This is a genomic window from Mesorhizobium sp. WSM4983, assembly GCF_029625765.1.
Taxonomy (GTDB): Bacteria; Pseudomonadota; Alphaproteobacteria; order Rhizobiales; family Rhizobiaceae; genus Mesorhizobium.
Map to the genome: position 1 here is coordinate 589283 of NZ_JARTVM010000003.1, position 23392 is coordinate 612674.

Below are 23392 nucleotides of genomic sequence, written 5' to 3' on the forward strand. Positions count from 1 at the left end.
ACCGACCCCCTCTGGCCGCTTTGCGGCCATCTCCCCCTCGAGGGGGGAGATTGGCGCTACGCCCTCCGTCTCTCCGGCCCGTTGTCGAGCCACTCCAGATCGTCCTGCGACAGGGCAATATCCAGCGCCTTGAGGCTGTCCTCCAGCTCGTCCAGCGTGCGCGGACCGATCAGCGGAACGGACGGAAAGGACTGCGCCAGGACATAGGCGAGCGCGACATGGATCGGGCTTTTGCCGAGCCTGCTTGCAAGTTCGATGGCGCGGTCGCGGCGGCCGAAGTTCTTTTCCGAATACCAGACCCGCACCAGCTCTTCATTGTCGGTGCGGTCGCGGCCAGCGCGGTCGGTGAAGAAGCCGCGGCCCTGGCTCGACCAGGCGAAGTTGGGCATCTGCCGCGTCGTCAGCCAAGCTTTCCAATCGTCGGTGGAAGAGGTGATGCAGCCGGCCCATATCGGCTCCAGCATCTCGGCCAGCGAAAAATTGTTGGAAAGCGCGCCGGGCTTCTGCTTGCCGGTGCGTTCGGCATAGGCGATCGCCGCGTCCATACGCTCCATCGTCCAGTTGGAGCCGCCGAACAGGCCGCGGATGCGGCCGGCCTTGACCTCGCGGTCCATGGCATCGACGAACTCGCCGACCGGCACGTCCGGATTGTCGCGATGCATGAAATAAATGTCCACATGGTCGGTCTGCAGCCGGTCGAGCGTCTGGGCGAGCTGCTTGCCGATCACATCGGGATAGCAGAGCGGCGTGTGCGCGCCCTTGGCGATGATGACCGACTGCTGGCGCACGCCGCGATTGCTCAGCCATTGCCCAAGCAGCGTCTCGGTGTAGCCGGCGCCATAGACGAAGCCGGTGTCGAACAGGTTGCCGCCGGCTTCGAAATAAGCGTCGAGCAGGATCGAGCCCGAGGAGAAGGTGCGGAAATCCTCGAAGCCGAGCGCCAGGCGCGAGACGGGCTTCGGCAGGCCCGGAATCGCGCGTTTGCCGATGGCTGTGCCGTTGGCGCCGAGCGGCCGGCCGGAGATGGTGTTGACGCGCTTAGCCGGCCTTTCGATCTCGTATTCCAGCCCGACGGCGGCGCGCCATTTGTCGAGAACGCGCAACGTGCCCAGGCTGTCGGTCCAGCCCATGCCCGGCCAGGCGAATTCCTGGCGGCCGGCCAGGATCGCCTCGCCGGCGGCGTCAACCTCGAAGGAATAGAGGTGGCGGGTCTCGTTGACACTGATCACCTCGCGCGTGCCGCCGGACCGGATCACCTCGATCCGGCCCGGTCCGACATCGCGGTTGCCACCGGCGAACCAGAAGTCCGGCACCTCGATTTGGCCGTTGGTGCCGAAAATGCGCAGGACATTGTCCTGGTTAAGCGAGATGCTGCACGAGACCTCGGCGACGATGCCGCCGGGGAAATGGAGCAGCGCCGAGGCCCATTCATCGACGCCGGACTGGCCGAGATGGCCCGCACCGACGACCTTGTCCGGCTCGAGGAAAGGCTTTCCCGCCGCGGCGCCGGCAATCAGCCGCGCCATCGAGACCGGGTAGCCGCCGACGTCCAGGATGCCGCCGCCGGCCAGCTCGTTGGCGTAGAGCCGGTGCTCCGGCATGAAGCCCGGCATAGCGAAGCCGAAGCTCGACTTGATCATGCGGACCTCGCCGATGGCGCCCGATTTGATCAGCTCGACCAGCTGCAGCGTCTGCGGATGCAGCCGGTACATGAAAGCTTCGCCCAGGAAGGTGCCCGCTTTTCGCGCCGCATGCATCATGGCGTCGGCCTCGAAGGCGGTGAGCGCCAGCGGCTTTTCGCACAGCACATGCTTGCCGGCCTCTGCCGCCTTGATCGCCCATTCGGCATGGCCTGGATGCGGGATCGAAATATAGACCGCATCGACGTCCTCGTCGGCAAGCAGCGCGTCATAGCCGCCAAGGATGCGCGCGCCCGGAAACGTCTCGGCAAGGCCCGGCTTGCCGGGATTGCGAGCGCCGAGCGCGACCAGCTCGCCGGTGCGCGACTGTGCCAGGCCGCCGGCAAAGGATTTGGCGATGCTGCCGGGTCCGAGAATGCCCCAGCGAATTTTTCCGGATGTCATGTCGAATTCTCCATGCGGTCGCCGCCACGCCTTCGCGATCGGGCAGAAAGGAAAGTCAGCGAATCCTGGCGCCTGTCTTGTCGAAGAGCAGCGAGCGCTCGGCCTTGATCGAGACGGTGAAGTGGTCGCTGCCGGCGCGCTGGCGCCTGGCCTCGCGCTCGATGATCAGCTCCTCCGGCCCGGCATCGGCGTAAACATAGCTGACCGAGCCCAGATGCTCGGCGACGTCGGCCTTCACCGGAATGTCGCAGTCGCCCTCGCCGGCCTCGAAGAAATGCTCCGGCCTGACGCCGAGCACGACTTCCGCGCCGGGCGCCGGCAAGGGGCCGCAGAGCGGCTTGCGCAGCCTGGCGCCGCCATGATTGACGAGCTCGACGGTCGCGGCGCTGTTGGACAAATCGACGACCTTCGCCGCGATGAAATTCATCTTCGGGGAACCGATGAAACCGGCGACGAAACGGTTGGCCGGATCGTCGTAAAGGTCGAGCGGGGCGCCGATCTGCTCGACATTGCCGGCCTTGAGCACGACGATGCGGTCGGCCAGCGTCATCGCCTCGGTCTGGTCGTGCGTCACATAGATCATGGTGACGCCGAGCTCCTTGTGCAGGCGCGAGATCTCGACACGCATCTGCACCCGCAGCTCGGCGTCGAGATTCGAAAGCGGCTCGTCGAACAGGAAGACCTGCGGCTCGCGCACGATGGCGCGGCCGATGGCGACGCGCTGGCGCTGGCCGCCGGACAATTGCTTCGGCCGACGCTGCATCAGCTCGTCTATGCAAAGAATTTCGGCGGCGCGCTTGACCCGCCGTTCGGTGTCGGCCTTCGGATTGCCGTTCATGCGCAGGCCGAAGCTCAGATTCTGCTCCACCGTCATGTGCGGATAGAGCGCGTAAGACTGGAACACCATGGCGATGCCGCGGTCGGCCGGCTCGACATCGTTGACCACCTTGCCGCCGATGGCGATCTCGCCGCCGCTGATGTCCTCCAGCCCGGCGACCATGCGAAGAAGCGTGGACTTGCCGCATCCCGACGGGCCGACGAAGACGACGAACTCGCCATCGGTAATGTCGATATTGGCGCCATGGACGACCTCGAAGGTGCCGAAACGCTTGACGACATTGGTGAGGGTGACGGCCGCCATCTCGTTCCTATCCTATTTGACCGCGCCGGCGGCGATGCCGGCGATGAAATGGCGCTGCAGCAGCACGAAGACGATCAGCATCGGCACGGTCAGCATGACGGCGCCGGCCATGATGCCGCCCCAGGACACCTTGGTCAGGCCGATCAGGGTGCCGAGCGCCACCGGCGCCGTCATCGCGCCGGGCTGGCTGTTGATCAAAAGCGGCCAGAGATAGTTATTCCACGAGGCGAGGAAGAGAATGATGGCGAGGGCCGCCAGCATCGGCCGCGCCAAAGGCAGCGCCACGAACAGAAAGATGCGCCATTCCTTCACGCCTTCGACCCTCACCGCGTCGAACAGCTCGGCCGGCATCATCGAAAAGGCCTGGCGCATGAAGAGCACGCCGAGCGAATTGAACAGCGGCGGCACGATCAGCGCGATCCAGGTGTTGGCGAGCTGGAAGTCGCGCGCAACCATGATGAATTGCGGGATCAGCACCACGGCGTAGGGAAGCGTGATGGTGCCGAAGATGATCGCCACCACCACGCCCTTGCCGAGGAAGTCGTAGCGCGCCAGCGCCCAGCCGGCCATCGAGGTGAGCAGCACCGAGAGAAAAGTGTAGGTCACAGCCACCGAGACCGAGATGCCGATCGCGCCGACGAAATTGGTGTCGCGCTGCAGATTGTTGAAATTGTCGAGGAAACGGTCATGCGGCAGAAGCTCGATGCCGGGACTGAAGATGCCGTTGTCGGGCATGGTGGAGAACACCACCATCATCCACAGCGGGAACAGCCAGATCAGCGCCAGCGGCGTCAGGACGAGATGCAGCAGGATGCTGCGTCCGAGCCGCCTTTGCGAGCGCGAGGTCATTTCGGCTCCCTCGTCAGCCAGAGCTGCACCAAAGTGATGGCGATGGCGAGGCCCGCCATGGTGTAGGCGATGGCCGAGGCATAGCCGAAATTGAGCGAGCGGAAGCCCTGGCGGTAAAGCAGGAGGCCAAGAGTTTCGGTGCCGCCGCCCGGCCCGCCGCGTTCGGTGATCAGGAAGGGTTCGGTGAAGAGCTGCATGGTGCCGATGATCGACAGCACGGCGCAAAAGACGATGACCGGCTTCAACAGCGGCAGGGTGATGTAAAAGAACTGCTTCACCTTGCTGACGCGGTCGAGCGTGGCGGCCTCGTAGACGTCATCGGGAATGGATTGCAGGCCGGCAAGAATGATGATGGCGTTGTAGCCGGCCCAGCGCCAGGTCACCGCGATCATGATCAGCGCCATGGCCGGCGTGACGTTGGAGAACCAGTCGATCTTCTCCAGGCCGACGCTGTTCAAGAGCTTGTTGACGATGCCGAAATCGAGGCTGAACATCAGCCGGAACACCGCCGAATAGGCGACCTCGCCGACCACGACCGGGGCGAAGAACGCAAAGCGGTAGAGGCCGCGCGCCTTGAGCAGCGGCGAATTCAAAAGCACCGCCATCACGACCGCCAGCGAGATCATCACCGGAACCTGGATGACGAGGATAAGCAGCGTGTTCTTCAGCGCGTTGAAGAAGGCGGGGTCGCCGATCAGGCGGCCCCAGTTGAAGGTCGGCGCGAAGCGCCACGGCACGGTGCGGGTCGCCTGGAAGGAGATCAGGAAGGAGCTGATGATCGGCCAGATCCAGAAGATGGCGAAGATCAGGAGATAAGGCGTGAGGAAGCGATACGCGGCGGCGTTGCGGTAGCGCATCGTGTTCCTCCTCCTTCCAGTTTCGGGTCGCGCCTTCCTAGCGGGCGCGGTGTTGATCATGTGTTGAATTGCTGGAGCAGTGCCAATGGTCGATGCAGGCGCTGCCCTGTCTTGCCTTCTCCCCTTGTGGGAGAGGGTGGCCGCGAAGCGGCCGGATGAGGGGTGTTCCAGCTTGGCAACGACGGCAATCCGTCCAACACCCCTCATCCGTCTTGGCGCTACGCGCCAATCCACCTTCTCCCACAAGGGGAGAAGGAAAAGCGACGCTCACTTGACCGGCAGGCCCGTCGCAGAGGCGATCTGGCTGGCGGCGTCGTCGAGTGCGGCCTTGGCATCGGGATAGCCGCCGGCAAGATACTTGGTCTGCACGGCCCGCACGATGATCTCGGCATCGCTCTGGAACTGCGTGCCGCGGCTCGGCACGACCTTCGGCAGCGTGGCGAGGATATCCTTCCAGACCGCCTGGCCGCCCCAATAGGGCTGGCCCTGCGCGACGTAAGAATCGTCGAGCGCGGAAATCAGCGACGGCACCAGGCCGAAATCCTTCAGCATGGTGATCTGACCTTCATTGGTCTCCAGCGTGTATTTCAGATAGGCGTAGGCCGCTTCCTTGTTCTTGCTGGCCGAGGTGATGGCCAAAGAGGAGCCGCCGAGATTGGCGGCGCGCGGGCCGTCGGCGGTCAGGCTCGGCATCAGGTAGACGCCCCATTTGCCGCTTTCCTTCGGCGATTCGGTTCGAATCGTGCCCTCATACCAGCCGCCATAGACCTGGGTGGCGACCGTGCCGGCGGTGTTGTTGGTGATCTTGGTCGACCAGTCGGCGGAAGAAACGATGCCGGCGTCCTTCATTTCCTTGACCTTGGTCATGGCGTCGACGCATTTCGGCTGGTTGACCGTGATCGACTGGCCGTCCTCGGCGAAATAGGCGCAGCCCTGCTCGTTGGAGATCATGCGGAAGAATTCGGTATCGCCGTTGAAGTCGGCGTTGGTCATTATGACGCCGGGGTTGGCGGCCTGGATCTTCTTGCCGGCGGCGATGAAATCATCCCAGGTCTTGATCGATGCGGGGTCGACACCGGCCTTCTCGTAGAAGTCGCGGCGGTAGAAGACGGCGACCGGGCCGGAATCCCAGGGCATCGCATAGGCCTTGTCGCCGACCTCGAGCTCGGTGCGCTTGAAATCGGGGAATTTCTTCTGGTCTTCCGCGCTGTAGCCCAGCGTGTGCAGGTCGACGAAGCAGTCCGGGAACTGGCTCCAATAGTTCTCGGCCTCGCCGTTCTCGATCGAGACGATGTCGGGCAGGCCGACACCACCGGCGGCGCAGCCGGCGATCGACTTGTCATAGGTCGGCTGGTTGCCGAGGTCCTGAACGGTGACCTTGATGTCGGGGTACTTCTTGTTGAAGCCCGCGACGGTGGCCTTCAGCGACGAAGCGGCGATGTTCCAGCTCCAGATCGTGAGTTCGCCGGATTGCGCCAAAGCGGGGCCGGAGCCCAGGGCAAGCAAAAGCGCGGCGCAGGTCAGTGTGGTGCGCATTGAAATCCTCCCATTTCGTTTGCTCTCTCACCGTGAGCCTGGCTAGATTATGCGGCGCGGAAGGCTTGTCCCCGACAAAGGGAATAAGAAATTGGCGGAAAGTAAGATGCCTCAGCGTCCGTTCTACCAGCCAGGCGCGAGCAGCGTCGAAGGCCTGCCGCTGGCCTTGCAGATGTTCCACAACCAGCCGTTGGTGATGCTGAAGCCGCATTGGCACGCCCAGGTCGAGGTCAACTTCATCGTGCGCGGCAGCGTGCACTACCGCATGGCGGAGCATGAGATCGCGCTCTCTGCCGGCGACATGTGCCTGTTCTGGGGCGGGTTGCCGCACCAGATGGATGATCTCACCGATGACGCCATTTATGCCGGCGCGCATCTGCCGCTGGTGCATTTCTTCAGGCTGCATCTGCCGGCCGATGTCCGGCATCGGCTGATGACGGGCGCGACGCTGGTGACGAATGCCACCGACCAGTCCGACAACGACAATTTCAAGCGCTGGAACGAGTATGCGCGCTCGGGCGATGCGGCCAAGGCCGAACACGCCGTCAACGAGCTGCTCTTGCGGTTGGAGCGGGTGCGCTTCGAGCCGTACCGGCTGGTGCCGGCAACCGCGTCCGGCCACGGCGCCGGCAGCGCCTTCGACCAGCAGTCCTCGCGCAATGTCGGGCGCATGTGCGATTTTATCGCCGAGAATTTCCTCTACGACATCGACTGCGTGAACATCGCGGCGGCGGCCGACATCCATCCGAAATACGCCATGAGCCTGTTCAAGAAATCGACCGGCATGACGCTCAACGAATATGTCAATCTGCTGCGGCTGAGCTATGCCCAGGCGCTTTTGATGCATGAGGGCGCCAATGTGCTGAAGGTTGCCATGGACTCGGGCTTCGGCTCGCTCAGCGCCTTCAACAAGTCGTTCCGCAAGCTTGCCGGCATGTCGCCCTCCGATTTTCGCAGGGCGGGCGTGCGCTGAAGCCCGCCGTCACGCGGCCGGCTCCCTCACCGCGGGGAAGTCGACGATGACGGCAAGCCCTGGATGGTTGTCCTCCAGCGTGATCGACGCGCCATGCAGGTCCGCGACCGCCTTGACGAGGCTTAGGCCGAGGCCGCTGCCCGGCGTCGTGCGGCTGGAATCCAGCCGGTAAAGCCGCTGAAAGACCTTTTCGCGCTCGCCGGCCGGAATGCCGGGCCCATCGTCGCGGACATGGACGAGGACACGCTCGCCCTGCCTTGTCACCGACAGCTCGATCGCTGTGCCGGGGGGACAGTGCCTGAGCGCGTTCTCGACCAGGTTGGCGAGCATCTGCATCAGCAGGTCGCGGTCCCCGTGGACGTACCATTTGGTGTCCGGAACGAGCGTCGTCGACAACGATTTTCCGTCATCCTCGGCGACGTCGGCATAGACCTCGCCGATGGTGTCGACGACACTGCCGACGTCGAGATCGACAAAGCGGGCCTTGCGCGCGCCGGCCTCGATCTGAGCGATGCGCAGCAGCGCATCGAAGGTGTCGTTGATCTGCCGGCTTTCGCTGCGCGCATCGGCCAGCTCGGCTGAAACGGTCTCGCCGGAGGCGGTCTTGTCGGCAGCCTGCTCCAGGATCATCTGCAGGCGGTTGAGCGGCGTCTTCAGGTCGTGCGCGATGTTGGCGCTCACCTCCCGCATGCCGTCGACCAGGCCCGACAAGCGGTCGAGGGCTGCGTTCACCTGGGTGGACACGGCGTCGATGTCGTCGCCATTGCCGGTCAACGGGATGCGCGCGTCGAGCCGTCCGTGCGAGACGTCGACCATGGTGGCGGCAATGCCGTCGAGCCGCCGCTGGACGCGCGAGGCGAGCAGGGCGCCGCCGGCAATGGCGAGCCCGGTGATAAACAGCGTGCCCCAGCCGAAGCTCATCAGCACGATGGTCTTCAACTCGTCCGTCTCGGCAAGCGAGAAGGCAACCGTCAGATTGTTGCCGCCGACCTCGCCGGTATAGGCGCGGTACATCGTGTCGGGCGGCACGCCCGGCAATCTGGCGGCGAACATCGAGAAACCGTCGGGCAGGCCGGAGGCGGTGAAATTGCCTGCCAGACGGTTGCCGGCGGGGTCGGTCAGCGAGAAAAGCTGGTCCTTGTCGGGGCTGAGGTCGGCGTTGTTGTTGACCGAGGCGACAAGATCCTCCTTGTCGTTGGCGGCATAGGTCAGGGCAACGACCGAATAGGTCTCCTTGATGGACTTATCGAGCCGCCTCGCCAGATCGGCGCTCATCAGCTGATAGACGACCGCGCCGGACAGGATGAAGGCGAGCACGAAAAGGAAGGCAAAGGTCAGTGCCAGGCGGAACGGCGTGCTGCGCAGCAGGCTGGGGCGTGCTTCCTTCATCGTTTCAGGCGGGGCTCGGCCAGACCAGCCATAGCAGGGCCAGGGCCGCCACGATCCAGACGGCAATCATGAAGATCAGACCGGTCAGGCTGACCGGCCGGGTGCTGCGCGTGGCGGTGTCGCGGAATTCCCGCATGAGCCCGGCCGGAACCAGCTTTACCGCAAGCAGGATGCCGAGCGGAACGATCACAAGATCGTCCAGATAGCCGATGATCGGAATGAAATCCGGAATGAGGTCGACAGGGCTCAGCGCATAGGCCGCGACCGCGCCGGCCACGACCTTCGCGTACCAGGGGACGCGTGGATCGCGGGCGGCAAGCCAGAGCGCCACGACGTCGCGCTTCATGCGAAGCGCCCATTGCCTTGCGGAGTCCAGCATTGCCATGTCGCTTATATACGGACAGCCGGCGGGAGGCGCGAGATGCGATCGGGCATGGATCGTCAACCCTGCGCGTGCAGGCTGTAGCCGGTGTTGCGCACGGTATGGATGAGCGGCACGTCGAACGGCCTGTCGACCTTGGCCCTGAGCCGGCTGATATGGGTCTCGACGACGCTGGTCTTGGGGTCGAAATGGAAGTCCCAGACGCGCTCCAGAAGCATGGTGCGGGTAATCACCCGGCCCTCGCCGCGCATCAGCACTTCGAGCAGGCTGAACTCCCGGGGCTGCAGGTCGATGGTCTGGCCCTGCCTGGTCACGCGCCGCATGATCAGGTCCATTTCGAGGTCGGCGACGCGAAGGCTGGTCTTCTGCTCCTGCGCCGCCGGCCTCCGGCCGAGCGCGTTGATGCGGGCAAGCAGTTCGGAAAAGGCGAAGGGCTTGACCAGATAGTCGTCGCCGCCGGCCTCCAGCCCCTCCACCCGGTCGTCGACGCCGCCGATCGAGGTCAGGAATATCGCCGGCGTCTTGATGCCCGCCGCTCGCACCGCCTTGATCATCGACAGGCCGTCGAGACCGGGGACCATACGGTCGGCCACGATGACGTCATAGGCATTCCGGGTTGCCGCCGCGAGCGCTTCGTGGCCATTGCGCAGGAGATCGCAGGCGTGCCCGGCCTCGCTCAGTCCCCTGACGACGTAGTCGGCAGTCCTTGGGTCATCCTCAACCAGCAGCAGTCGCATCTTGGCCTATCGTCCGGTGTCGAGTTCAAGCGGCACGGTAGCATCGGCGAGGCCCCATTCCCACAAGCCGGACTTACGCAGGCCTGTCCGGGTCCTTACAAATTCGTAAGAATGATCGAAAATAATGGGAAGACCTCGCCGCCGGGCGCGAGAAAGGTTAGGGGAGCGCTGGCCCGGCCGGAGTGACTCAAATCGAATGGCTTACACATCGCTCAAGTCAGCGCCAAAGGCCTTCGACCAGCACAAGCGTCTGATCGTCGTCCAGGTCGCCGCAGTGACGGCCATCGTCTTGCTGCTGTTTGCCAAGCCGTTCCTCAGCGAGGGCTCGAGCGGACACGAGCTGATGGAGACGGCCGGCTTCGGCTTCGTGCTCGTCTGCTTTCTCGGCCGGCTGTGGAGCATTCTTTATGTCGGCGGCAGGAAGAACGACGAGCTGGTCGTCTCCGGTCCGTTCTCGATGAGCCGCAATCCGCTCTATTTCTTCTCGATCATCGGAGCGGTGGGTATCGGGCTGATGTTCGGATCGGTGCTGGCCGCGGCGATGCTTGGGCTTGCAAGCTTCCTCGTCTTCCGGTTCACCGCCGGCCGGGAGGCCGAGTTCCTGTCCGGCAAGTTCGGCGCCGCCTACACGGCCTATGCCGAGCGGACGCCGCGTTTCTGGCCGAATCCGATGCTCTACCGCGACGAGGACCACTGGGTCTTTTCCACCAGCGCGCTGAAAAGCACGTTCCGGGACGGTCTATATTTTCTGGCCTTCTTTCCGCTTATCGAGGCGGTCGAGCATTTTCGTATGATCGGCATGCTGCCGACCTTGTTCACAATCTACTGATTGCGATTGGGCGTTTCGCTGCCCGAGCTAAAAAGCCCGGCGATTGCACCCAAAAGAAGTCAGGGGCAATGCCTTGAGTCCGAGCTGGCGAAGCATATACCTCTTTATGACTTGGGCTGTTGGGCTGCGTGATGGACATTCGCACATCGAAACACGATACGCTCGGACGGTTGTCGGTGTTTGAACTCGACGCGTTGCGGGAAGCTTTCAAGCGATCGGTTCGCGAGAACAACGTCACGGAAATCCGGTGGGCCGAGCACGCCGAGCTTTTCGTCAAACGCGCGATCGGCAAGAAAAGTCGCGCCCTCCGAGCCTAAAGCGCGTCGCGTCGAATTGGCCCGCGCCACCCATCAGGCCGGCTTAGCCTTTGCCTCCGCCGCGCGCGCCGCGCCTCGTGCTTTCCAAAAGGATCGCCAGGCAGCCGATCAGGATCAGGACAGCGCCGAGGAGCGGCGGCAGCGCCAGAAGCTTCACGGCGCCGGCGACCAAAGCGATCAGAAGCAGTGCCAGAAGCGCAAGGCTGCCGTCGTCGACGAACATGCCGACGAGCTCCTTCAGGACGAGGCGGACGATTTTCATCGGGCAATTCCCTTCGAGCGGTTCACCATTTCACGGAAACGGCAAGCCGCTCTGTTTCTTTTTGACCGCAATTCCGGACGGAAAACCGTTTCACACTTTTCCTGGAATTGCTTTGGCAGCAGCCACGTGGGCGTTGTGCAGCCAGCGCACCATGGCGAAGGATGCCGCGGCGATGACGACGAAGATGGCAAGCAGCGCAAAATCCTCACCCGGCCATTCGGCGCCGAGGCCTTCGCCTGTCCAGAACACGCCGAAACTGGTCAGCATCAGGCCGACCACGAATTTGAGCGCATTTTCCGGCACCCGCGCCAGCGGCCGGTGCATGGCGAGGCCGATCAGCATCACAAGCACGAATGCGGCCAGCGCTCCGAGACCGGCATAGAGCGTCTGGCCATGCGCGGTCCCGACCGCAATAACGATGAACACCACCTCGACCCCTTCGAGCAGCACCGCCTTGAAGGCCGCCACGCCGGCAAGATAGCCGGCGCGACGGTCGTTGGCGTGGCGGGTCAGCGCGTCGGTTTCCCTGGAAAAGGCTGCCTCTTCGTCGCGGAGCGCAATGATGCCGGCGCTGCGCAGGATCGCCTTGCGCAGCCAGCGCATGCCGAACAGGATAAGAAGCACGCCGACCGCGAATTGCAGGAGTGCAATCGGGATCAGCTGCAGCAGCGGTCCGAAAGCCAGCACCAGCGCCGCCAGCACGGCGAGCGCCGAGACGGCGCCTGTCAGCGCCGGCCGCCAGCCGCGCGTCACGCCGACGGCCAGCACGATGGTGAAGGCTTCGACCACCTCGACAAAGGACGCCAGGAACGAAGCGGCCACGGTGGAGAGAACGGGCGTCAGTTCATGCATGAATGGCTACCGAGGTCCGTGTTTCGCCGCCCTTTTCGGAAGGCGGGGCCGGTTCAGCCTTGTTCAACAGGCGATGACGCACAAAGTATGGCGGATGGATGAATCAGCCGTCGCCGGCTGCACATTCTCGACCGCGGCGGCGAACTTGCGCCCGTGCGCAGGCCGGTGGCATAAGGCCATGCTCATCAGAGGAAGCGGCTTCAGATGACGTTATCGGTGAGAGACCTTCCCCTGCGCACGCCGATCGACGGCCGGCACCGGCAGATGATGATCGACGGTGAGTGGCGCGATGCCGTGAGCGGCCGGACATTCGAGACGCGCAACCCCGCCACGGGCGCGGTGCTGGGCACCGTGCCGCTTGCGGATTCCAAGGACGTCGAACTGGCGGTGGCCGCCGCGCGGCGCGCCTTCGAGGGACCGTGGGGCCGCTTCAAGCCATATGAGCGCCAGCTGCTGCTTTTGAAGATCGCCGATCTCATGGAGCGGCATTGGGAAGAGTTGGCGCTTTCCGACACCACCGACATGGGCATGCCGATCACCCGCACTTTGGCCAACAAGAACCGCGTGCTCGGCATGCTGCGCTTCTATGCCGGCATGGCGACGTCGATCCACGGCCAGACGATCGGCAATTCGCTGCCCGGCGAGATCGTCTCCTACACGCGCAAGGAGCCGGTCGGCGTGGTCGGCGCGATCATTCCGTGGAATGCGCCCACCGCCGCCTCGATCTGGAAGATCGGCCCAGCCCTGGCCACCGGCTGCACCATCGTGCTGAAACCGTCGGAAGAGGCACCGCTGACGCCGCTCCTGATTGCCGACCTGATGCAGGAGGCCGGCGTGCCGCCGGGCGTCGTCAACGTCGTGACCGGCACGGGCGCGGAAGCCGGTGCGCCGCTCGCGGCGCATATGCATGTCGACAAGGTGGTCTTCACCGGCTCGACCGCCACCGGCCAGGCGATTCTGCGCGCCTCGGCCGCCAACATGAAGCGTGTGTCGCTGGAGCTGGGCGGCAAATCGCCGGTGATCGTGCTCGCCGATGCCGACATCGAGCGCGCCGTGCCGGTGGCGGCCATGTCGGTCTTCGCGAATTCCGGCCAGGTCTGCATCGCCGGCTCCAGGCTCTTCGTCGAGCGGCCGATCTATGACGAATTCGTCGAACGCGTCGCGGCCTTCGCGGCAAAGCTGCGGATCGGCGACGGCGCCGACCCCGAGACCGAGATCGGACCGCTGATCTCGCCAAGACAGCTCGAGCGCGTGACGGGCTTCATCGCGGACGGCGCGCGCGAGGGCGCGCGGCTGGTGACAGGTGGTGAGCGCATCACCAAGGGCGCGCTGGCCGCAGGCAATTTCATGACGCCCGGAGTGTTTTCCGGCGTCACCGACGGCATGCGCATCGCGCGCGAGGAAATCTTCGGGCCGATCATCTCGGCGCTGCCCTTCGACACGCTGGACGAAGCGGTGCGGCGCGGCAACGACACGCCCTACGGTCTCGGCGCCGGCGTGTTCACCAAGGATGTCGGCAAGGCGCACCAGCTCGCCAACCGGCTGCGCGCCGGCTCGGTCTGGGTCAACACCTATCACGCGATCGACCCGGCCGTGCCGTTCGGCGGCTACAAGATGAGCGGTTACGGCCGCGAGGGCGGCGCCGAGCATCTCGACGAATATCTCAACACCAAGGGCGTCTGGATCCGGATCGATTGACGGTCTGTATCCGGTCGCGTTTCGTTGAATAGCCGCACGGCTTCAACTATTTGCGTTGCATTGCGCAATTCCGCGGCGGAACGCCGTCGCACGTTTTCCTGGTATTGCGCTGGAGCAACACAAGAACACGAGCGGTTCAGCGGGTCGCTCTGACGCGGAACGGAGCGCATGAAGAAGATCGGATTTCTGTCGTTCGGGCACTGGTCGCCCGCCCCGCAATCGGGCACGCGCTCGGGCGCCGACGCGTTGCTGCAGTCGATCGACCTTGCAGTCGCGGCCGAGGAGCTCGGCGCCGACGGCGCCTATTTCCGCGTCCACCATTTCGCCCGCCAGCTCGCCTCGCCGTTTCCGCTGCTTGCCGCGGCCGGCGCGAAGACCAAGCGCATCGAGCTCGGCACCGCCGTCATCGACATGCGCTACGAGAACCCGCTCTACATGGCCGAAGATGCGGGTGCGGCCGACCTCATCGCCGGCGGCCGGCTGCAGCTCGGTATCAGCCGCGGCTCGCCCGAGCAGGTGATCGATGGCTGGCGCTATTTCGGCTACGTGCCGGAAGAGGGCAAGACCGATGCCGACATGGCGCGCCGCCACGCCGAGATCCTCCTCGATCTGTTGCGCGGCGAAGGCTTCGCCCAGCCCAATCCGCGGCCGATGTTTCCCAATCCCCCTGGGCTGCTCAGGCTCGAGCCGTTCTCGGCCGGCCTGCGCGAACGCATCTGGTGGGGCGCGGCCACCAACGCCACCGCCGAATGGGCGGCCAAGCTCGGCATGAACCTGCAGAGCTCGACGCTGAAATTCGACGAGGGCGGCCAGCCGCTGCACATCCAGCAGGCTGAGCAGATAAGAGCCTTCCGCGCAGCCTGGAAGGAAGCCGGCCATGCGCGCGAGCCGCGCGTGTCGGTGAGCCGCAGCATCTTCGCCTTGGTCAACGACATGGACCGCGCCTATTTCGGCGGCAGCGAGGGCGAGGATCATTTTGGCTATATCGAGCCGGAAAAGCGCGCCGTTTTCGGCCGTACCTACGCCGCCGAGCCGGATCTGCTGGTTGAGCAGCTCAGGCAAGACGAGGCGATCGCCGAGGCCGACACGCTGCTTCTCACCGTGCCCAACCAGCTCGGCGTCGACTACAACGCCCATGTCATCGAGGCGATCCTGAAGCACGTCGCGCCGGCACTCGGCTGGCGGTGATCAATCGAGCGATTCGACGGCCGCGAGGCGAGACCAAACTCGATTTCGGGGCCATGATCGAATCGGCGCACCCGATGCTTTGAGGCACTGCCACCGGCAATCAGCTCGCTGCGCCAGTGTACCGCTCGCGCACGATCCGGGTGATGTGGACCACGTTCAGGCCGATGAAGAAGACGTTCCATGCCACGACGTTCAACATCGGGACGGGCTGGCAGTAGAAGTATACTGCCAGGCAGGTTGCCGCCGTCAGGGTGAGCATTCGCAGGCGCAGCATGTCCATTGTGAAGTAGGCAATCACGTAAAGAATGTTCGCCGCGTTGATGAGCAGTTCCATGAGAGTTCCCATGTGGTGGGGCGTGCAGGAAGGGGCGGTGCCCGGTTGAAACGCCGGGCACCGCCTGCCGTCAGTCGCCGCCAAATTCGGTCTTGAAGGTTTCGAAGTCGATCTGCAGGCCATTCAGCACGGCGCTCCAGTGCCGGACGTAGCCGGCATGGGCCACGGCTTCGGCGACCTCCTCGTCGGTGGCGCCGCGGTCCTTGGCCATCTTGGTTTCCAGCCAGATGCAGTAACGGCACGGAATCTGCGCCGCCACCGCGACGTTGATGAGCGACTTTACCTTCGGTTCGAGAGCGTTGTTCTTGGGTTGAAGCTCGAGACCCTTGAACATCGCCCAAGCGCCGGCGACTGCCGACTTTGGATAGGCCTTGATATGGCTCGGCACGATGCCGAGCGTCGCCTCGATTTCCTTGTAGGTCTGCTCGGCCGCCGGCAGTTCCTGCGCAACGGCGAGCGGTGCGGCAAGTACGGTAGCGATGGCGAAGCCTATGCCTGTGAGAATGTTTTTCATGATCAGTCTCCTGTTTGTTGGGATCGAAGGGATTGCCGCCCGCCCCGCGCCCCCTTTGCGCCGCGAGGCCGGAAGTCGTCCGCTGCGACCGACCGGTGTTAGCTTTCGAAGGTCAGAGCCGGGCCTCGAGGACCAAGTTGAACGGCGTCTCGAAGGCACGACGGAAACGGGTGAACCCGGCCTTGCGGAACACTTCCGCCAGCCGTGCCTCGCCGGCCTGGGCGCCCAGCACGAGGCGGCCGCCGTCCGAAATAGCGTGGGCGCAGCAGATGGTGGTGGAGGCCGCGTAATACATTCTCGCCACCGGCGAGATGTTGTCCTCGACCCGGTCATTGGCGAAAGGCTCGACCAGCATCACCGTCCCGTCCGGCGCCAGCGCCTTTGATGCATGCACTGCCGCGGCGACAGGATCGCCCATGTCATGCAGAGCATCAAAGAAGCAGATCAGATCGTAGCCGCTGCCCGGGTAGTCGTCGGCCCGCGCCTTTTCGAACGCCACGCGCCCTTCCAAGCTCTGCTTGGCGGCGCCGCGACGGGCCTCCACCAGCGAGTCTTCGTGATTGTCGAAGCCATGGAAGCGGGAAGCCGGAAAGGCCTTTGCCATGAGCGCCGTCGAATGGCCGTGACCGCACCCGATGTCGGCGACAAGCGCACCAGTCCTGAGCTTCTCGACGACGCCCTCCAGGGATGGCAGCCATTCGCTCACGAGACTGGCCTTGTAGCCGTTCCGGTAAAAGGCGGCCACGCCGCAGGCCAGGCGTCCGTCATGATCTCCCCAGGCGATGCCCTTGCCGGTGCGGAAAGCCTCTACGGCCTTCTCTTCGTCGGCCCACATCGAAGCGGGCACCGCCCAAGCGTTGGGAATGAAGACGGCGCTGTCCTCGTCGGCGAGCACGACTTCCTGTTCGGGTGTCAACTCGTAGGTGTCGCTGACCGGGTGGTAGACGATATAGCCGCCCGCCACTTGGGAATTGAGCCATTCGCGTACGTAACGTTCGGCACAGCCGGCCCGCCCCGCGAGCGCGCGGGCACTGAGGGGTCCGAGGCCCGCCATGGCCTTGTAAAGACCGAGACGGTGGCCGAGGCTGATCATGACTCCGCCGTAGCCGGCCGAAATATCACCGATCGCTCGCGCGACGAGCGCATCGAGTTTTGCCGGATCGATCTTATGGTTGTGGGTATGCTCCATGTCCAAGTCTCCTGTCCAAGCGCTCGGGCAATCCCGAGGCAGCGGCTGAATCGCAGGAACAGGGAAGAAACGGGAGAGCGCGACTCTCCAGAATCGGGCCATTTGTGCCACTGGCCCGTCGTCAGGAGAGAAACTGGCGGCCGCGCGCGCCGGGCGCTATGGTTGCGGCACCTGCGACATGGATTAGCCGACATGCATCGTCACTTCACCACTGCCGCATCCGAGCCGCTTCACGTGAGTCTGGTGGCCATTCCAGAGGCCGTGGTGTCCACGTTGTCGGGCATCTTCGACGTGATGAATGCCTTCAAAATAATGCCGCTGCCGGGCAGCGAGCCGCGCCAGGCTCCGCCCTTCGAGATTGAGATCGTCGGCCTAGAAACGGGCGCTCTGGAACTGGCCAGCCGCGTGCCGGTCATGGTTCAGCGAAGTGTGGCGGAGGTGGATATGACCGACATCGTCATTGTTCCTTCGATCCTGCTTGGGCCGAACGGCTGGCGAAAGGACCTGCATCCGGAACTGATCGAGTGGTTCCGCGCCATGCATGGCCGCGGCGCGCTCTTGTGCTCGGCGTGCTCAGGCATCTTCCTGCTTGCCGAAACCGGTCTGTTCGATGGCGTGGACGCGACCGTGCATTATGGCTACGCCGGCGACTTCGGCCGGACGTTTCCACAAGTGCCTATCCACCCGGATCGTGTGCTGGTGGTGTCGGGCAAGCGAGAGGAGCTCATCTCCTCGGGTGCTTCCATGACCTGGCATGATCTGGTGTTGTACCTGATCGCCCGACACGCCGGCGCGACCGCAGCCCAGGCCGTGGCGCGCTCATTCGCGCTGCAGTGGCATCAGGACGGTCTTGCGCCCTACATCATCTTTGAGGGTCGCAAGGATCATGGCGATCTTGCCGTTCAGGCGGCGCAGGACTTGATCGCCACCCGATTTTCGGTCGCCAATCCCATAGAAGAGATGATCCGCTGCGCCCAGCTCACGGAGCGCACCTTCAAACGCCGTTTCACGAGTGCGACCGGCCTGAGCCCGATCGCCTATGTACAGCGCTTGAGGATCGAGGACGCCAAGCGCCGACTGGAGCGCACCGACGCGTCAATCGACGACGTCAGCTGGCAGGTCGGGTACGAAGAGCCTGCGTTCTTCCGTCGCTTGTTCAAACGTGTGACGGGGCTGGCGCCCGGCGCATACCGCAAGCGGTTCAAGATCCCCGCCTATGCGCAAAGGCATTTGCCCGACGAGAGCGTCGAACTCCGGCTGGGAAATAGCCAGCGGCAGACCTAAGCCGGGCCGACGCTGCGATATCCGCCCGGCAGGCCGCTCGGGTACGCTTCCTCCGCGAGCGTGTTGACATCCGACGAAGACAAGCAGTAGTTTTTTGCGTAATCGGTTACGTAACCGATTACGCCCATTCAGGAGGAGGAAAGTATGAGCAAGGTTTCAAATACCCGCGGGCTCGACCTGGGATCGTTCTCGCGTCGTCGGTTCCTCAAGACAAGCGCGCTGGCGGCCGGCGCGCTTGCGCTGCCGTTCGGTCCGGCGTTTGCGGCCGACAAGCCGAAGGTAGGCCTGGTCATGAAGTCTTTGGCCAACGAGTTCTTCAAGCAGATGCAGGCCGGCGCGGAGGACTATGCGGCCAAGAACAAGGACAAGTTCGATTTCGCCGCCGTCGGCATGAAGGACGAGCGCGATTTCGCCGCGCAAGTCGATGCGATCGAGAACTTCATCACCCAGAACTACAACATCATCGTCGTGGCGCCGGCCGATTCGAAGGCGATGGTCACGCCGATCGCCAAGGCGCTGAAGGCCGGCATCAAGGTCATCAACATCGACGTCGCGCTCGACGATGAGGCCAAGAAGAAGGCCGGCATCGACCTTGCCTTCTTCGGGCCGGACAACCGAGCCGGCGCCAAGCTCGCCGGCGACGCGCTCGGCAAGGCGCTGGGCAAGGGTGGCAAGGTCGTCATCCTCGAAGGCAATCCGGAAGCCGACAACGCCAAGCAGCGCAAGCTCGGTTTCGACGATTCGGTGAAGGAGCACGGCCTCGACCTGCTCGATTCCAAGACCGCGCATTGGGAGACCGAGGAAGCCAACACGCTGATGACCAACTTCCTGACGCAGCACCCGGACATCCAGGGCGTGATGGCGGCAAACGACTCGATGGCGCTCGGCGTGGTCAAGGCGATCGACGCGGCCGGCAAGTCGGGTCAGATCAAGGTGGTCGGCTTCGACAACATTCCGGCCGTCGGCCCGCTGCTCAAGGAAGGCAAGATGCTCGCCACGGTCGAGCAGTATGGCGCGCAGATGGCGGCCATGGGCATCGACTACGGCCTGCGCGAGCTTGCCGGCGAGAAGTTCTCGGGCTGGGTCAAGACCGACGTCAAGCTGATCACCGCCTGAGGCGAGCACAGGCGCCGGGACTCCCTCTGGCGCCATCCATTGGCTTGTCTCATCATCGCCGCCGGCAAGCAGCCGGCGGCGATGAGCGCCATTCAGGATTGCTGCATGGACGATGTGGTTCTTTCCCTTGAAGGGGTAGGAAAGATCTTTCCCGGCGTGGTCGCGCTGAGCGACGTCTCGCTGTCGATCGCGCGCGGCGAGACGCATATCGTCCTCGGCGAGAACGGCGCCGGCAAATCGACGCTGATCAAGCTCTTGGCCGGCATTTACCAGCCGGACAGCGGCACGATCGCCTTCAACGGCCAGCCCTATCAGCCGAAGACGCCGCATGATGCGCAGCTAAGCGGCATCCGCATCGTGCATCAGGAGCTGAACCTTCTGCCCTATCTCAGCATCGCCGAGAACCTGATGCTGGAAAACCTGCCGCGCCGCGCCTTCGGCATCGTCGACCGCAAGGCGCTCAACCGGCGCGCCGTCGCGCTGCTCAAGGAGGTCGGGCTCGATGTCGATCCGAGGACGCGGGTCGAAGCGCTTGGCGTCGCGCAGATGCAGCTGGTCGAGATCGCCAAGGCGCTGAGCTACGACAGCAAGCTTCTGGTGCTCGACGAGCCGACGGCGACGCTGACGCCGCCGGAGATCGGGCGGCTGTTCTCCATCATCAAGCGGCTGAAGGCCAGGGGCGTCACCATCATCTACATCTCGCACCGGCTGCACGAGGTGTTCGAGATCGGCGACCGGGTGACCATCCTGCGCAACGGCAGGCTGGTCGCGACCCGCGACCTCCACGGCCTCAGCGTGCCGGATGTCGTGCGCATGATGATCGGCCGCGACATCGCCGACGAATTCGGCTTCGACGCCTCGATCGTGCCGGGCAAGGCGGCGCTCAGCGTCACCAATCTGAAGCGCAGCGCCGTGACGCCCGAAATTTCCTTCAACGTCCGCCACGGCGAGATCTTGGGCGTGGCCGGTCTGGTCGGCAGCGGCCGGACCGAAGCCATGCGGGCCCTGTTCGGCGCCGATCCGAGGCTCGACGGCGTCGTCGAGATCGACGGCAAGCCGGTGGCGATCACGGCGCCCAAGGATGCCGTGCGGCATGGGCTCAGCCTGCTTACCGAGGATCGCAAAGGCCAGGGCCTGCTGCTCGATCTGGCCGTGGACAAGAACATCACCATCACCGATCTCGGCAAGGTGTCGCGCCACGGGCTGGTCAACCGCCGGGCCGAAGCCGCGGCAGCGAACGATCTCATCGGCCAGCTGCGCGTCAAGGCAAGCTCGATCGAGCAGGCGGTGCGCAACCTCTCGGGCGGCAACCAGCAGAAGGTGGTACTGGCCAAGTGGCTGTTCCGCGGCACCTCGACGCTGATCCTCGACGAGCCGACGCGCGGCGTCGACATCGGCGCGCGGCGCGAGATCTACCAGCTTCTGTGGATGCTGGCGGCGGCTCAAAAAGGCATCATCATGGTGTCTTCCGACCTGCCCGAGCTGATGGGCATGTGCCATCGCATCATCGTCTTTTCCAAGAACAAGATCGTCGGCGAGGTGCCGCGAGCCGAATTCGACCAGGAGCGCATCCTGTCGCTCGCCTACCAGGAGTATGTGCGACCATGAGCGAGACGTCCGAAACCCTCGTGTCGGCGCCTGTTTCTCCCGGCAAGGCGAAGTTCCTGCGCGTCCTGATCCGCGACGCCGGCGTGCTTCTGGCGCTGGTGCTGATCACGCTGTTCTTCTCGCTCACAGCGCCTTACTTCGCCACGCCCGGCAACGCGCTGAAGATCTTCGTGCAGATCGCCATAAACACCGTGCTCGCCGCCGGCATGACCTTCGTCATTCTCACCGGCGGCATCGACCTTTCGGTCGGCTCGGTGCTGGCGCTCTGCACCGTGGTCGGCGCCACCGTCATGATTGACGAAAGCCTGTCGCCGGCCGTCGCGATCACTTTGGCGCTGCTCGCCTGCATGGCGACCGGTGCTGCCTGCGGCTTCCTCAACGGCTGGATCTCGACGCGCTGGAAGATCCCTTCCTTCATCGTCACGCTCGGCATGCTCAACATGGCGGCGGGCGCCGCTCGCGTGGTCAGCGACAATTCGACCATCACCGGCCTGCCGCAGAGTTTCGTCGATTTCGGCAATCTGATCATCGGCGGCTTCCTGCCGTCGATCTTCCTGGTCGCGGTGCTGGTGATCGCGGCCGGCTGGTTCGTGCTGCGCTTCACCGTGTTCGGCCGCATGATCTTCGCCGTCGGCACCAATGACGAGGCGGTGCGCCTCTCCGGCCACAATCCGGATTTCTACAAGGTCGCGGCCTTCACCATCAGCGGCCTGACGGCCGGCATAGCGGCCATGGTCTATCTGCTGCGCTTGAACATCGGCAGCCCGATCGCCGGCGTCGGCTACGAGCTCAATGCAATCGCCGCCGTCATTATCGGCGGCACCAGCCTCAGCGGCGGCAAGGGCTCGATCATCGGCACGCTGGTCGGCGCCTGCATCCTGCAGGTGCTCAGCACCGGGCTGCAGCTGCTCGGCGTCGGCGACAATTTCAAACCGATCGTGATTGGCCTTGTCATCGTGCTCGCCGTCATCCTAGACGCTTATCGGGAGAGGCTGTTGCGGAGGATCCGCTAGAGGGTCAGAGGGAACCATGACCACAATTGCCGATGTCGCGCGCTATGCGGGGGTGTCCGTCGCAACGGTCTCGCATGTGATGAACCGCACGCGTCATGTCGAGCCCGAGACGGCCGAGCGCGTGCGCGCGGCGATCACCGCCCTGCGCTACAGCCCGAACTCGCTGGCGCGGAGCCTGAGGCGCGGGGAGACCAAGACCATCGGCCTGCTGCTCCCGGACAATTCCAACCCGTTCTTCGCCAGCGTGGCGCGCCAGATCGAGGATGCCGGCTTCGTGGCCGGCTATACGGTGATCCTGTGCAACTCGGATGGCAGCGCCGAGAAGGAAGAGCGCTATCTGTCGGTGTTGATGGCAAAGCAGATCGACGGGCTGATCTTCGCCGGTTCGTCAGACCATGCGCGGGTGTTCTCGCACCTGTCCGCCGCCCTGCCGGCGGTGCTGCTCGACCGCGAGATCCATTCTGTCCATGTCGATTCCGTGCTGGTCGACCACGATCACGGCGGCTATCTCGCCGGGCGCCATCTGGTCGGGCTCGGCCACAGCAAAATCGGCGTCATCGGCGGTCCGCGCGATTCGAGCTCCAGCCCGGCCCGCCTGCGCGGTTTTACCCGGGCACTCGCGGAGGCAGGTATTGACCTGCCTGCTTCGTCGGTGGTCGATTCCGACTATCATTTCGCCGGCGGACGCCTGGCGATGGAGCGGCTGATGACGCAGGCGCCGGAGATCACGGCGGTGTTCGCCTGCAACGATTTGATGGCCATGGGCGCCATCACCGCGCTGCGCACGCGCGGCTTGCAGGTGCCCGACGACATGTCGCTGATCGGTTTCGACGACATCCCCTATGCGGTCACCACATGGCCGCCGCTAACGACGATCGCGCAGCCGGTCGAAAAGATCGGAACGCGGGCGGTGAGCCTGCTGCTCGAGCGCGTCGGCGAGCCGGAGGCGCCGTCGCGCCGCGAGGTGCTGGCGCCAGTGCTGGTGGAGAGGGAAAGCTGCGCGGCTTTGCAGAAGTAGCGTGTAATCTCCCCTCTTGAGGGGGAGATGTCGCCGAAGGCGACAGAGGGGGTCGGTCCGACTGGACTCGGCCTGCTGCGGCAGATGGAGGTTGGCGCTCCACGCGAGGCGACCCCCTCTGGCCTGCCGGCCATCTCCCCCGCAAGGGCAGGGCTATCGCATATGAGTAAAGAGTTCATAGAAGAAGTCTTTGCTCCAGTTGGCCCTGCGCATCTTGCTGGC

Annotated in this window: 23 protein-coding genes; 10 read left to right on the top strand and 13 right to left on the bottom strand. The window is 64.3% G+C overall.

Annotation, left to right across the window (positions count from 1 at the left end; all coding sequences use genetic code 11):
* Positions 1-56 precede the first annotated feature (56 nt).
* The 5 genes from P9254_RS13780 to P9254_RS13800 form a co-directional block, all read right to left on the bottom strand.
* Entirely contained in the window at positions 57-2084 is a 2028-nt protein-coding gene (locus P9254_RS13780) for an aldo/keto reductase (RefSeq protein ID WP_278055185.1), read from the bottom strand.
* A gap of 55 nt (positions 2085-2139) precedes the next feature.
* Positions 2140-3225: an ABC transporter ATP-binding protein gene (locus tag P9254_RS13785; RefSeq protein ID WP_127214483.1), complete on the bottom strand. Its 1086-nt coding sequence runs from the start codon at positions 3223-3225 to the stop codon at positions 2140-2142.
* Positions 3226-3237: 12 nt separating this feature from the next.
* On the bottom strand, positions 3238-4074 hold the full coding sequence (locus tag P9254_RS13790; protein ID WP_278055187.1) for a carbohydrate ABC transporter permease: 837 nt from the start codon (positions 4072-4074) through the stop codon (positions 3238-3240).
* Complete coding sequence (locus P9254_RS13795) at positions 4071-4931, bottom strand: carbohydrate ABC transporter permease (protein ID WP_067323545.1); 861 nt, start codon at positions 4929-4931, stop codon at positions 4071-4073. Before P9254_RS13795 ends, P9254_RS13790 begins: the two co-directional genes overlap by 4 nt.
* Before the next feature lie 267 nt (positions 4932-5198).
* On the bottom strand, positions 5199-6467 hold the full coding sequence (locus P9254_RS13800) for an ABC transporter substrate-binding protein (protein ID WP_278055189.1): 1269 nt from the start codon (positions 6465-6467) through the stop codon (positions 5199-5201).
* 106 nt (positions 6468-6573) lie between these two features.
* Here P9254_RS13800 and P9254_RS13805 point away from each other — a divergent pair, with 106 nt between their 5' ends.
* A complete protein-coding gene (locus P9254_RS13805) occupies positions 6574-7440 on the top strand; it encodes a helix-turn-helix domain-containing protein (RefSeq protein ID WP_278055190.1) in 867 nt (288 codons plus the stop codon).
* 9 nt (positions 7441-7449) lie between these two features.
* On the opposite strand, the gene P9254_RS13810 is transcribed toward P9254_RS13805, so the two are convergent.
* The 3 genes from P9254_RS13810 to P9254_RS13820 are packed head-to-tail and all read right to left on the bottom strand — an operon-like array spanning position 7450 to position 9948.
* Positions 7450-8829 (bottom strand): sensor histidine kinase, encoded by a 1380-nt coding sequence (locus P9254_RS13810; RefSeq protein ID WP_278055191.1) that lies wholly within the window; start codon positions 8827-8829, stop codon positions 7450-7452.
* A gap of 4 nt (positions 8830-8833) precedes the next feature.
* Positions 8834-9214: a YkvA family protein gene (locus tag P9254_RS13815; protein WP_278055193.1), complete on the bottom strand. Its 381-nt coding sequence runs from the start codon at positions 9212-9214 to the stop codon at positions 8834-8836.
* 56 nt (positions 9215-9270) lie between these two features.
* Complete coding sequence (locus P9254_RS13820; RefSeq protein WP_127214473.1) at positions 9271-9948, bottom strand: winged helix-turn-helix domain-containing protein; 678 nt, start codon at positions 9946-9948, stop codon at positions 9271-9273.
* Positions 9949-10144: 196 nt separating this feature from the next.
* On the opposite strand from P9254_RS13820, the gene P9254_RS13825 reads away from it, so the two are divergent.
* The gene (locus P9254_RS13825; RefSeq protein ID WP_095825125.1) at positions 10145-10777 is read left to right on the top strand and encodes a methyltransferase family protein; all 633 of its coding nucleotides are present in this window, start codon (positions 10145-10147) and stop codon (positions 10775-10777) included.
* Positions 10778-10908: 131 nt separating this feature from the next.
* A complete protein-coding gene (locus P9254_RS13830) occupies positions 10909-11094 on the top strand; it encodes a hypothetical protein (RefSeq protein WP_127403648.1) in 186 nt (61 codons plus the stop codon).
* Positions 11095-11137: 43 nt separating this feature from the next.
* Here P9254_RS13830 and P9254_RS13835 read toward each other — a convergent pair whose 3' ends face one another.
* Both P9254_RS13835 and P9254_RS13840 read right to left on the bottom strand, forming a co-directional pair.
* Positions 11138-11356, bottom strand: coding sequence for a hypothetical protein (locus tag P9254_RS13835; RefSeq protein ID WP_066991559.1), 219 nt, complete (start codon positions 11354-11356; stop codon positions 11138-11140).
* A gap of 90 nt (positions 11357-11446) precedes the next feature.
* Entirely contained in the window at positions 11447-12208 is a 762-nt protein-coding gene (locus tag P9254_RS13840; protein ID WP_278055196.1) for a COG4280 domain-containing protein, read from the bottom strand.
* A 204-nt stretch (positions 12209-12412) separates the two neighbouring features.
* Between P9254_RS13840 and P9254_RS13845 the strand changes: the two genes are divergently transcribed.
* On the top strand, positions 12413-13906 hold the full coding sequence (locus tag P9254_RS13845; protein ID WP_278055197.1) for an aldehyde dehydrogenase family protein: 1494 nt from the start codon (positions 12413-12415) through the stop codon (positions 13904-13906).
* A gap of 168 nt (positions 13907-14074) precedes the next feature.
* Positions 14075-15094, top strand: coding sequence for an LLM class flavin-dependent oxidoreductase (locus tag P9254_RS13850; RefSeq protein ID WP_095825128.1), 1020 nt, complete (start codon positions 14075-14077; stop codon positions 15092-15094).
* 100 nt (positions 15095-15194) lie between these two features.
* Here P9254_RS13850 and P9254_RS13855 read toward each other — a convergent pair whose 3' ends face one another.
* From P9254_RS13855 to P9254_RS13865, 3 genes are all read right to left on the bottom strand, one after another.
* Positions 15195-15428 carry a hypothetical protein gene (locus tag P9254_RS13855; RefSeq protein ID WP_164746687.1) on the bottom strand — a complete coding sequence of 78 codons (234 nt, stop codon included), beginning with the start codon at positions 15426-15428 and terminating at the stop codon, positions 15195-15197.
* A 70-nt stretch (positions 15429-15498) separates the two neighbouring features.
* Positions 15499-15942 (bottom strand): carboxymuconolactone decarboxylase family protein, encoded by a 444-nt coding sequence (locus P9254_RS13860; protein WP_095776734.1) that lies wholly within the window; start codon positions 15940-15942, stop codon positions 15499-15501.
* Positions 15943-16054: 112 nt separating this feature from the next.
* Positions 16055-17131 (bottom strand): class I SAM-dependent methyltransferase, encoded by a 1077-nt coding sequence (locus P9254_RS13865; protein WP_095825130.1) that lies wholly within the window; start codon positions 17129-17131, stop codon positions 16055-16057.
* A gap of 192 nt (positions 17132-17323) precedes the next feature.
* Between P9254_RS13865 and P9254_RS13870 the strand changes: the two genes are divergently transcribed.
* The 5 genes from P9254_RS13870 to P9254_RS13890 all read left to right on the top strand — a co-directional run bounded on the left by P9254_RS13870 (position 17324) and on the right by P9254_RS13890 (position 23170).
* Entirely contained in the window at positions 17324-18415 is a 1092-nt protein-coding gene (locus P9254_RS13870) for a GlxA family transcriptional regulator (RefSeq protein ID WP_066991583.1), read from the top strand.
* 144 nt (positions 18416-18559) lie between these two features.
* Complete coding sequence (locus P9254_RS13875) at positions 18560-19531, top strand: sugar ABC transporter substrate-binding protein (RefSeq protein WP_095776731.1); 972 nt, start codon at positions 18560-18562, stop codon at positions 19529-19531.
* A 105-nt stretch (positions 19532-19636) separates the two neighbouring features.
* On the top strand, positions 19637-21139 hold the full coding sequence (locus P9254_RS13880) for a sugar ABC transporter ATP-binding protein (protein ID WP_278055224.1): 1503 nt from the start codon (positions 19637-19639) through the stop codon (positions 21137-21139).
* Positions 21136-22152 (top strand): ABC transporter permease, encoded by a 1017-nt coding sequence (locus P9254_RS13885; RefSeq protein ID WP_095825133.1) that lies wholly within the window; start codon positions 21136-21138, stop codon positions 22150-22152. The genes P9254_RS13880 and P9254_RS13885 overlap by 4 nt, the downstream gene beginning before the upstream one ends.
* Before the next feature lie 16 nt (positions 22153-22168).
* Positions 22169-23170 (top strand): LacI family DNA-binding transcriptional regulator, encoded by a 1002-nt coding sequence (locus P9254_RS13890; protein WP_278055199.1) that lies wholly within the window; start codon positions 22169-22171, stop codon positions 23168-23170.
* Positions 23171-23392 lie beyond the last annotated feature (222 nt).

What these genes read in the sequence shown, in the direction of transcription:
- P9254_RS13780 (WP_278055185.1), bottom strand. Translation starts at nt 2,084, where the DNA reads ATGACATCCGGAAAAATTCGCTGGGGCATTCTCGGACCCGGCAGCATC.
- P9254_RS13785 (WP_127214483.1), bottom strand. Translation starts at nt 3,225, where the DNA reads ATGGCGGCCGTCACCCTCACCAATGTCGTCAAGCGTTTCGGCACCTTC.
- P9254_RS13790 (WP_278055187.1), bottom strand. Translation starts at nt 4,074, where the DNA reads ATGACCTCGCGCTCGCAAAGGCGGCTCGGACGCAGCATCCTGCTGCAT.
- P9254_RS13795 (WP_067323545.1), bottom strand. Translation starts at nt 4,931, where the DNA reads ATGCGCTACCGCAACGCCGCCGCGTATCGCTTCCTCACGCCTTATCTC.
- P9254_RS13800 (WP_278055189.1), bottom strand. Translation starts at nt 6,467, where the DNA reads ATGCGCACCACACTGACCTGCGCCGCGCTTTTGCTTGCCCTGGGCTCC.
- P9254_RS13805 (WP_278055190.1), top strand. Translation starts at nt 6,574, where the DNA reads ATGCCTCAGCGTCCGTTCTACCAGCCAGGCGCGAGCAGCGTCGAAGGC.
- P9254_RS13810 (WP_278055191.1), bottom strand. Translation starts at nt 8,829, where the DNA reads ATGAAGGAAGCACGCCCCAGCCTGCTGCGCAGCACGCCGTTCCGCCTG.
- P9254_RS13815 (WP_278055193.1), bottom strand. Translation starts at nt 9,214, where the DNA reads ATGGCAATGCTGGACTCCGCAAGGCAATGGGCGCTTCGCATGAAGCGC.
- P9254_RS13820 (WP_127214473.1), bottom strand. Translation starts at nt 9,948, where the DNA reads ATGCGACTGCTGCTGGTTGAGGATGACCCAAGGACTGCCGACTACGTC.
- P9254_RS13825 (WP_095825125.1), top strand. Translation starts at nt 10,145, where the DNA reads ATGGCTTACACATCGCTCAAGTCAGCGCCAAAGGCCTTCGACCAGCAC.
- P9254_RS13830 (WP_127403648.1), top strand. Translation starts at nt 10,909, where the DNA reads ATGGACATTCGCACATCGAAACACGATACGCTCGGACGGTTGTCGGTG.
- P9254_RS13835 (WP_066991559.1), bottom strand. Translation starts at nt 11,356, where the DNA reads ATGAAAATCGTCCGCCTCGTCCTGAAGGAGCTCGTCGGCATGTTCGTC.
- P9254_RS13840 (WP_278055196.1), bottom strand. Translation starts at nt 12,208, where the DNA reads ATGCATGAACTGACGCCCGTTCTCTCCACCGTGGCCGCTTCGTTCCTG.
- P9254_RS13845 (WP_278055197.1), top strand. Translation starts at nt 12,413, where the DNA reads ATGACGTTATCGGTGAGAGACCTTCCCCTGCGCACGCCGATCGACGGC.
- P9254_RS13850 (WP_095825128.1), top strand. Translation starts at nt 14,075, where the DNA reads ATGAAGAAGATCGGATTTCTGTCGTTCGGGCACTGGTCGCCCGCCCCG.
- P9254_RS13855 (WP_164746687.1), bottom strand. Translation starts at nt 15,428, where the DNA reads ATGGAACTGCTCATCAACGCGGCGAACATTCTTTACGTGATTGCCTAC.
- P9254_RS13860 (WP_095776734.1), bottom strand. Translation starts at nt 15,942, where the DNA reads ATGAAAAACATTCTCACAGGCATAGGCTTCGCCATCGCTACCGTACTT.
- P9254_RS13865 (WP_095825130.1), bottom strand. Translation starts at nt 17,131, where the DNA reads ATGGAGCATACCCACAACCATAAGATCGATCCGGCAAAACTCGATGCG.
- P9254_RS13870 (WP_066991583.1), top strand. Translation starts at nt 17,324, where the DNA reads ATGCATCGTCACTTCACCACTGCCGCATCCGAGCCGCTTCACGTGAGT.
- P9254_RS13875 (WP_095776731.1), top strand. Translation starts at nt 18,560, where the DNA reads ATGAGCAAGGTTTCAAATACCCGCGGGCTCGACCTGGGATCGTTCTCG.
- P9254_RS13880 (WP_278055224.1), top strand. Translation starts at nt 19,637, where the DNA reads ATGGACGATGTGGTTCTTTCCCTTGAAGGGGTAGGAAAGATCTTTCCC.
- P9254_RS13885 (WP_095825133.1), top strand. Translation starts at nt 21,136, where the DNA reads ATGAGCGAGACGTCCGAAACCCTCGTGTCGGCGCCTGTTTCTCCCGGC.
- P9254_RS13890 (WP_278055199.1), top strand. Translation starts at nt 22,169, where the DNA reads ATGACCACAATTGCCGATGTCGCGCGCTATGCGGGGGTGTCCGTCGCA.